This window comes from Kribbia dieselivorans NBRC 106261 (assembly GCF_001552435.1).
GTDB classification, from domain to species: Bacteria; Actinomycetota; Actinomycetes; order Actinomycetales; family Dermatophilaceae; genus Kribbia; species Kribbia dieselivorans.
In genome coordinates this window covers 26,975-33,623 of the sequence record NZ_BCRE01000055.1, presented here as the reverse complement: position 1 = coordinate 33,623, position 6,649 = coordinate 26,975, and the positions used below count along the sequence as shown (strand labels likewise).

The window sequence follows — 6,649 nt, the reverse complement described above, 5'->3', positions numbered from 1 at the left end:
GCTGAGGTGACATGCAGCCCCTGACCACACCGCGGCTCGTCCTGCGCGATTTCTCGCCGAACGACGCTCCGGCTGTGCTTGAAATTCACCAACACCCCGATCTGGCGCGATTCATGCCGCACGCGGCGCTCACCGATCTCGACGGAGCGCGGACGCGCATCGACGAATTTCGCGTCGAGGAGCCGCCGGGGCTGGGGTGGTGGTGCGTCGCCCTCCGCGACGGCCCGGTGATCGGAGCGGTGTTGCTCAAGGACATTCCCGGGTCCGGCGGCCGGCCGAACGACGACGTCCAGATCGGCTGGCGCCAGGGCGCGCGCCACACCGGCCACGGGTACATGACCGAGGCCGCCCGGGCCGTGCTCCGCCACGGATTCGATGACCTGGGCCTCGAGCGCATCATCGCCGTCGTCGACCTGGAGAATCACCCATCACAACGGATCTGCGCACGGCTGGGGATGACTCCTCTCGGGCACACGTGCGCGTATTACGACGAGGAACTCGAGCTCTTCGAGATGTCGCGACCGAAGTCCGCCTCACGCCCCTCCAACCCGTGACGCGCGACGAACAGCAGAAGGGCCCCTGACCAGCGTTTTCGCTGGTCAGGGGCCCTTCACAATTGGTGGCAGGTGCAGGATTCGAACCTGCGTAGCGTTACCGCGACGGATTTACAGTCCGTTTCCATTGGCCACTCGGACAACCTGCCATGCGCCGACCACATGCGAACGGCGCGCGAGCCACCATAGCAAGCCGCACGCCGATCCCGGAAATCGCCCTCGCCCGGTACCGTACGGCAAAACACCATCCCCGTACCGAGGAGATCCGTCGTGGCAGACAGTTCGTTCGACATCGTCAGCAAGGTCGACCGCCAGGAGGTCGACAACGCCCTCAACCAGGCGGCCAAGGAGATCGCGACGCGCTACGACTTCAAGGGTGTCGGCGCCTCGATCGAGTGGAGCGGCGAGTCCATCGTCATCAAGGCGAACAGCGCCGAGCGTGTGCTGGCCGTCGTCGACGTCTTCGAGACCAAGCTGATCCGCCGCGGGGTGTCCCTGAAGTCCATCGACTTCGGCGACAAGGAGCCCAAGGCCTCCGGCAAGGAGTACGTGCTCTCCGGGCCGACCAAGGAGGGAATCGACCAGGAGAACGCGAAGAAGATCTCCAAGATCATCCGCGACGAAGGCCCCAAGGGCGTCAAGCCGCTCATCCAGGGCGACGAACTCCGCGTGACGAGCAAGTCCCGCGACGACCTCCAGGCCATCATCGCCCTACTCAAGGGCAAGGACCTCGACGTCGCGCTCCAGTTCACGAATTACCGGTGAGTTTGGGTCCCCCCTGCGCCACCATCCCTGACGCCTGTGCCCTAGGTTGACGCTTCGCACATCGAGTGCGTTCATCAACTCAGGGGGGGAACAGGGTGAAGAAGCCCAGAATCGTCACGGCCGCCATCGGGGTGGTCGTGGCCGTCAGTTCCGTCGGCGCGGCCGGTGCGGCCACAGGTGTCACCCGTGGCACCCAGGCCTCGGCTGGTCGCGTCGCCGCGACGAGCAGCGCGACCACGACGAAGGTCTCGGAGAACACCAAGCTCAATCGGGTCCGCACTCCGAAACTGCGGTGGTTCAACTGCTACAACGACGTGAAGTGCGCGACCGTCAAGGCGCCGCTCGACTACGACCGCCCGACGGGTGCCACCACGACGATCGCGGTGCTGCGCACGCCGGCAACCGGCCGGCGCATCGGGACGCTCTTCGTCAATCCCGGCGGGCCCGGCGGCTCGTCCACCGAATTCGCGGCCAAGGCGAGTCAGTGGCTCCCGCCCCACCTGCTCGCGAAGTTCGACGTCGTGGGCGTCGACCCGCGCGGCATCGGGTTCAGCGACGCCGTCCAGTGCCTGCCGGTCTCGCGCCAGTACGACGTCTACAAGGGCCTCAACGTGGGTATTCCCCTGACGGCCGCAGAGGAGTCCGGTTACGCCAGGTCCATGAAGGAGGTTGCGCGGTCCTGTTCGCGCAACGCACTGGCCAAATCGATGTCGACGGCCGAGGTGGCCCGGGACATGGAGATGGTCCGCCGTTCGATCGGCGACGGACCACTGAACTACATCGGGTTCTCGTACGGCAGCCACCTGGGCACGACGTACGCCAACATGTTCCCGAACAACTTCCGCAGCCTGGTCATCGACGGCACCATCAGCCCACGCGCGTGGTCCGGGACGAAGGCCAACCAGAGTCGGCCCTTGGAGTTCCGGCTCGACTCCGGCGGCGCGTCGTGGCGGGCGATGGACACCATCCTCACCGAGTGCCAGAGCGTCGGCGCCCCGCGATGCTCCTTCGCCGACGGCGGTGACACCCACGCCCGGTTCACCGCGCTCACCGAGAGCCTCAAGCGGGACCCGGTGACCGTCTGGAATCCCTTCACCGGTGAAGAGGAGCAGATCACCTACCAGGTCGCGGTCTCTGCCCTGCTCAGTGCGCTGTACAGCAGCGACGCCCCGCAGTTCGTCAGTTTCCTGCTCACCGAACTGGAATCGATGGTGGCCGGCCAGGCCCCACCGCCCTTCGCGGCGAGGTCCGGTCTGGAACGTCAGTACGTCAAGCGCCTCTTCGGCAGCCTCAGTGGGTCCACGGCCGTTCCCCGGCGCGGCTTCGCCTACGACAACTCCCTGGACGCCTTCATGTCGGTGACCTGCACGGACAGCCGCGAGACGACGAAGCTGGCGAACTACCCCGGCTACGCGAAGGGATACGAGGCGCGCGCCCCGCACTTCGGGCGAGCCTGGCTGTGGAGCACCTCGGGGTGTGCCGGAGATGCGTTCACCGGGCAGGACGAGGACGCCTACACCGGCCCCTACAACACGCTCACCCGCAAGGCCGTCCTCATCGTCGGCAACTACTGGGACCCGGCCACGCCCTACGCGGGTGCGGTGCAGGCCCGCGCCACGCTCGGGCGCTCGCGGCTGATCTCCAGCGACTCCTGGGGTCACACCGCCTTCGGCACCTCCGATTGTGTGACCAACCGCGTCAGTCGATACCTGATCTCGGGGACCTCCATGTACCGCGACGTCACGTGCCCGGCCGAGACCGAGATGTTCCCGGTCGTTGAGCCGACCGAGCCGGAGCCGAGCGATCCCACCGCACCGGTCAGCGACGTCATGATGGCGGCCGACAGCCCGTTGCGCGCGGTCCCGGGCAGCGGCACGTTCCCGTCGCCGAAGGTCTGGCGCTGACGGGCGTCAGGTCAGCTTGAGCGTCGTCAGGCAGGTCGGGTCCTCGGCACCGGTGCTGATCGGTGCCGAGGCCTGCCTGCCGGCGTAGCGCACCTCGACGGTGCCGGTGATGTCCTTGGGCAGCCAGAACCCGGCGAACCCGTTGGGCTGCGTCGTCACGGTGTCGTCGACGAGGACCGTGCCGTCGTCGTCGGTGATCGTCACGGCGATGTCCTTGCCGGCCAGTTCGCCTTGGCAGGTGGTCACGTTGTGGTTGAAGCAGTCGTGGGTCTGCGTCTCGTACGGCGCGACCGCGAGATAGAACTCCTCCAGCGGCAACGCGACCTCGTCACCACCGACCGCGAGGGTGACCTGCGCAGGCGTCACCGAGCCCATCAGCGCTCCGCCGCGGTCGTCGTTGGTGGCGTCCAACTTCTCGACGACCTGCTTGCCACTCAACCCGGCCACACCGTTCTCCGCCAAGAGTTTCTCGGTCGATGCGCTGGGCGACGGCGATTCGGTCGACCCCGCGCCACAGGCCGTCAACGCGAGGGCGAGCAGGGTGGCGGCGAGACCGGCGGCGGCGGACTTCATGAAGGGGCTCCTCGATCGGCGGGCGGAGACTCCAGTGTCTCAACCCGCCGACCGAGCCCAACTCAGGCCCCGAAGGAGTGCCGCCAGGGGTAGCGGTTGTCGTTGCCGTCGAGCTTGACGCCGAGCACCTGGTGCAACTGGATGTTGTTGCGCTCGAAGCCGAACGACGACCCGGCCAGGTACAGTCCCCACACCCGAGCCCGCTCCTCGCCGACCTCGGCGACACAGGCGTCCCAGTTCGCCGACAGGTTCTGCGCCCACGCCCGCGTGGTGCGCGCGTAGTGGTTGCGGAAGTTCTCGTGGTGCTCGACCTCGAAGCCCGTGTCCTCCATGATCGACACGATCGTGCCGGAGCCGGCGAGCTCGCCGTCGGGGAAGATGTACCGGTCGACGAAGCTCGGGCGCATGCCGAGCCGCTCCAGGCCACCATTGCGGCGGTTGTTCTCCCAGGTGATGCAGTGATTGAGCAGACGCGCGCCCGGACGCAGCTTGCCGTACAGGAACCCGAAGTAGGCAGGGTAGTTCTTGACGCCGATGTGCTCGGTCAGACCGATCGAGCTGATCGCGTCGAAGTCGGACTCGGTCACGTCGCGGTAGTCCTGGTGGCGGATCTCGACCTGCCCGGACAGCCCGGCCTTCGCGACGGCGTCGTTGGCCCACTGCGCCTGGTCGGTCGAGAGGGTCACCGCGAGAACCTTGGCGCCGTACTCCTGGGCGGCGTGCATCGCCATGCCACCCCACCCACAGCCGACGTCGAGCAGACGCATGCCCGGCTTGAGGTCGAGCTTGCGGGCCACGAGGTCGAACTTGTTGCGCTGGGCCTCCTCGAGGGTCATCTCGTCGTTGTCGTAGACCGCGCACGTGTACGCCATCGACGGGCCGAGGACCATCTCGTAGAACCGATTGGAGACGTCGTAGTGGTGGTGGATCGCATCGGCGTCACGACCCTTGGAGTGGGTCAGGCCGCGGGTGACGCGCCGCAGTCGCGAGGGCGACTCGGTCTTCGGCAGCGGCGGCACCTGCAGGACCTCACGGCCGAGCGAACGGATGAGCGCCGGCACGTCCATCGGGCGCACGGAGATCTTCCCGATCGCCATCTGGATCGCCTTGAGCGCCTCGTACGGGTCGCCCGGGTCGAGCGGGTCGACCTCGATCGCGCCGGTGAGGTAGGCGCGCGCCATGCCGACCTCGCCGGGCGCGGTGATGATGTACGAGAGAGCCTGCGGAGAGACGATCCGCGCGGTCAGTTCGGCGTCGACATCACCGGCAATGGAGCCGTCGTAGGCCTCGATGCGTAGCGACACCGGCTCGGGGAACAGCGATTCCACGGCCTGGGCGACGCTCATCGTCTCGAGGAGTTCATTCTTCAGAATCGCCATGTCATTGTCTCCCTACAGCCTTCTCATACAGGTCGGGCAACCGGCCATCCGGATCCCAACGCTTCTTGACCACGTCGTACTGCTCACCGCCGTAGAGCTCCCAGAACGCGTCCTCCTGGTAGTACGCGTCGGAGTACAGCGACTTGTGCCCGCCCAGTTCTGTGACGACCCGCTCGATGTCGCGGTTGACGTCGCCGTCCTGGCGACCGGGCTCGATCGGCGCCTTCGACCAGAACCCGATGTTGACGTACAACTGCTCCGGGTCCATCGGATACAGCGGCCAGGTTCGGGCCCCGGGCCCGCTGTCCCGCAACCGGATCGGGCACAGCCAGATCGGCTCGATCGGCACGTTCTCGAGGAACCAGCGCATGAACTCCGCGGTCCGCTCGACCGGGACTTCGACGTCCTGGACGACGCGTTCCTTCTCCGGCTCGCCGCGACGACGCTCCAGGGCGGTGTACCAGCCGTGCCGGTCCTCGAAGCGCACGATCTTGCCGTAGACGTCGCTGCGCAGGTACTTCTTCGGCACGAAGCGGCGGAAGGTCGGGTTCTGCACGAGCATCGCGCGCGAGCACCAGAACCAGTCGGTGTCCCAGCGCCACAGGTAGTCGCGCACCGTGAGGTAGTCCTCGCGACGCTCCTGGATCGAGCGGTAGTAGATCTGCTGCCCGGTGTAGTCGCTCGTGTACGGGGCGCTGTCGGTCCACGACCCGAGCACGAGGTAGGACTCGTCGGCGCTGAAGACCACGCCATCGACGAAATCGACGCTCTCGCCGTCGTAGAACTGATCGGCGCAGACCTGGACGATGGCGGCCTGGATCGCCTCGAGCGAGGTGTACCGGATGTGCCGCAGGTGCACGTACCGGTGGACCCGCTGCAGCTGGATCTTGAGCCGGGTGGCGTAGCCGAGCGAGCCGTACGAATTGGCGAAGGCCGCGAAGAGGTCGGCCGCCTCGCCGTCGGGCGTCGCGGTGACGACCTCGCCGGCGCCGGTGAGGATGTCCAGCTCGAGGACGGACTCATGCGGCAACCCGTTGCGGAAGGAGGTGGACTCGATGCCCAGACCGGTCACTGCTCCGCCAATGGTGATGGTCTTGAGCTGCGGCACGACCAGCGGCATGCACCCGACCGCGAGGGTGGCGTCGACGAGGTCCTCGTAGGTCGTCATGCCCTCGACCTCGCACGTCAGACCCACCGGATCGACGTCGAGCACGTGGGTGAGGTCACGCACGTCCAACCCGGGCCGGGTGGCGGCGTTGCGTGGCCGGAAGAGGTTGGTGGTCGACTTCGCCAGCCGCACCTGCTCCCCCGCCGGAATGGCGTTGTACGAGCGCTGCAGGGCGAAAACCCGAGCCTCGTGTTGGGCGCGGACCGCTGACATCATCCCCACCGGGACCTCCTTCGTGGCTACCGACGCAGGCTAGCCGAAAGGGTTACCGGCCGGTGCGCCGCGGGGGTGCACACCCTCGCCCGT

6 protein-coding genes and 1 tRNA gene are annotated in these 6,649 nt (G+C 67.2%); 3 read left to right on the top strand and 4 right to left on the bottom strand.

The window, feature by feature from the left end:
• Positions 1 to 11 precede the first annotated feature (11 nt).
• Positions 12 to 554 carry a GNAT family N-acetyltransferase gene (locus tag KD1_RS05725; protein ID WP_068398826.1) on the top strand — a complete coding sequence of 181 codons (543 nt, stop codon included), beginning with the start codon at positions 12 to 14 and terminating at the stop codon, positions 552 to 554.
• A 63-nt stretch (positions 555 to 617) separates the two neighbouring features.
• Here KD1_RS05725 and KD1_RS05720 read toward each other — a convergent pair.
• Positions 618 to 703: transfer RNA gene (locus KD1_RS05720), tRNA-Tyr, on the bottom strand.
• A 121-nt stretch (positions 704 to 824) separates the two neighbouring features.
• Here KD1_RS05720 and KD1_RS05715 point away from each other — a divergent pair.
• Both KD1_RS05715 and KD1_RS05710 read left to right on the top strand, forming a co-directional pair.
• On the top strand, positions 825 to 1,319 hold the full coding sequence (locus tag KD1_RS05715) for a YajQ family cyclic di-GMP-binding protein (protein WP_174521096.1): 495 nt from the start codon (positions 825 to 827) through the stop codon (positions 1,317 to 1,319).
• 95 nt (positions 1,320 to 1,414) lie between these two features.
• Positions 1,415 to 3,223: an alpha/beta hydrolase gene (locus tag KD1_RS05710; protein ID WP_068398816.1), complete on the top strand. Its 1,809-nt coding sequence runs from the start codon at positions 1,415 to 1,417 to the stop codon at positions 3,221 to 3,223.
• A gap of 6 nt (positions 3,224 to 3,229) precedes the next feature.
• Here the strand turns inward: KD1_RS05710 and KD1_RS05705 are convergent, their stop codons facing one another.
• From KD1_RS05705 to KD1_RS05695, 3 genes are all read right to left on the bottom strand, one after another.
• Complete coding sequence (locus tag KD1_RS05705) at positions 3,230 to 3,796, bottom strand: CueP family metal-binding protein (protein ID WP_068398813.1); 567 nt, start codon at positions 3,794 to 3,796, stop codon at positions 3,230 to 3,232.
• A gap of 62 nt (positions 3,797 to 3,858) precedes the next feature.
• Positions 3,859 to 5,175 (bottom strand): class I SAM-dependent methyltransferase, encoded by a 1,317-nt coding sequence (locus KD1_RS05700; RefSeq protein ID WP_068398809.1) that lies wholly within the window; start codon positions 5,173 to 5,175, stop codon positions 3,859 to 3,861.
• Between the two features lies 1 nt (position 5,176).
• Positions 5,177 to 6,559: an FAD-binding oxidoreductase gene (locus KD1_RS05695; RefSeq protein WP_245627291.1), complete on the bottom strand. Its 1,383-nt coding sequence runs from the start codon at positions 6,557 to 6,559 to the stop codon at positions 5,177 to 5,179.
• Between the last annotated feature and the right edge of the window lie 90 nt (positions 6,560 to 6,649).

Excerpts from the sequence above, each read along its gene's own strand:
- KD1_RS05725 (WP_068398826.1), top strand. The coding sequence starts at position 12 with ATGCAGCCCCTGACCACACCGCGGCTCGTCCTGCGCGATTTCTCGCCG.
- KD1_RS05705 (WP_068398813.1), bottom strand. The coding sequence starts at position 3,796 with ATGAAGTCCGCCGCCGCCGGTCTCGCCGCCACCCTGCTCGCCCTCGCG.
- KD1_RS05700 (WP_068398809.1), bottom strand. The coding sequence starts at position 5,175 with ATGGCGATTCTGAAGAATGAACTCCTCGAGACGATGAGCGTCGCCCAG.
- KD1_RS05695 (WP_245627291.1), bottom strand. The coding sequence starts at position 6,559 with ATGATGTCAGCGGTCCGCGCCCAACACGAGGCTCGGGTTTTCGCCCTG.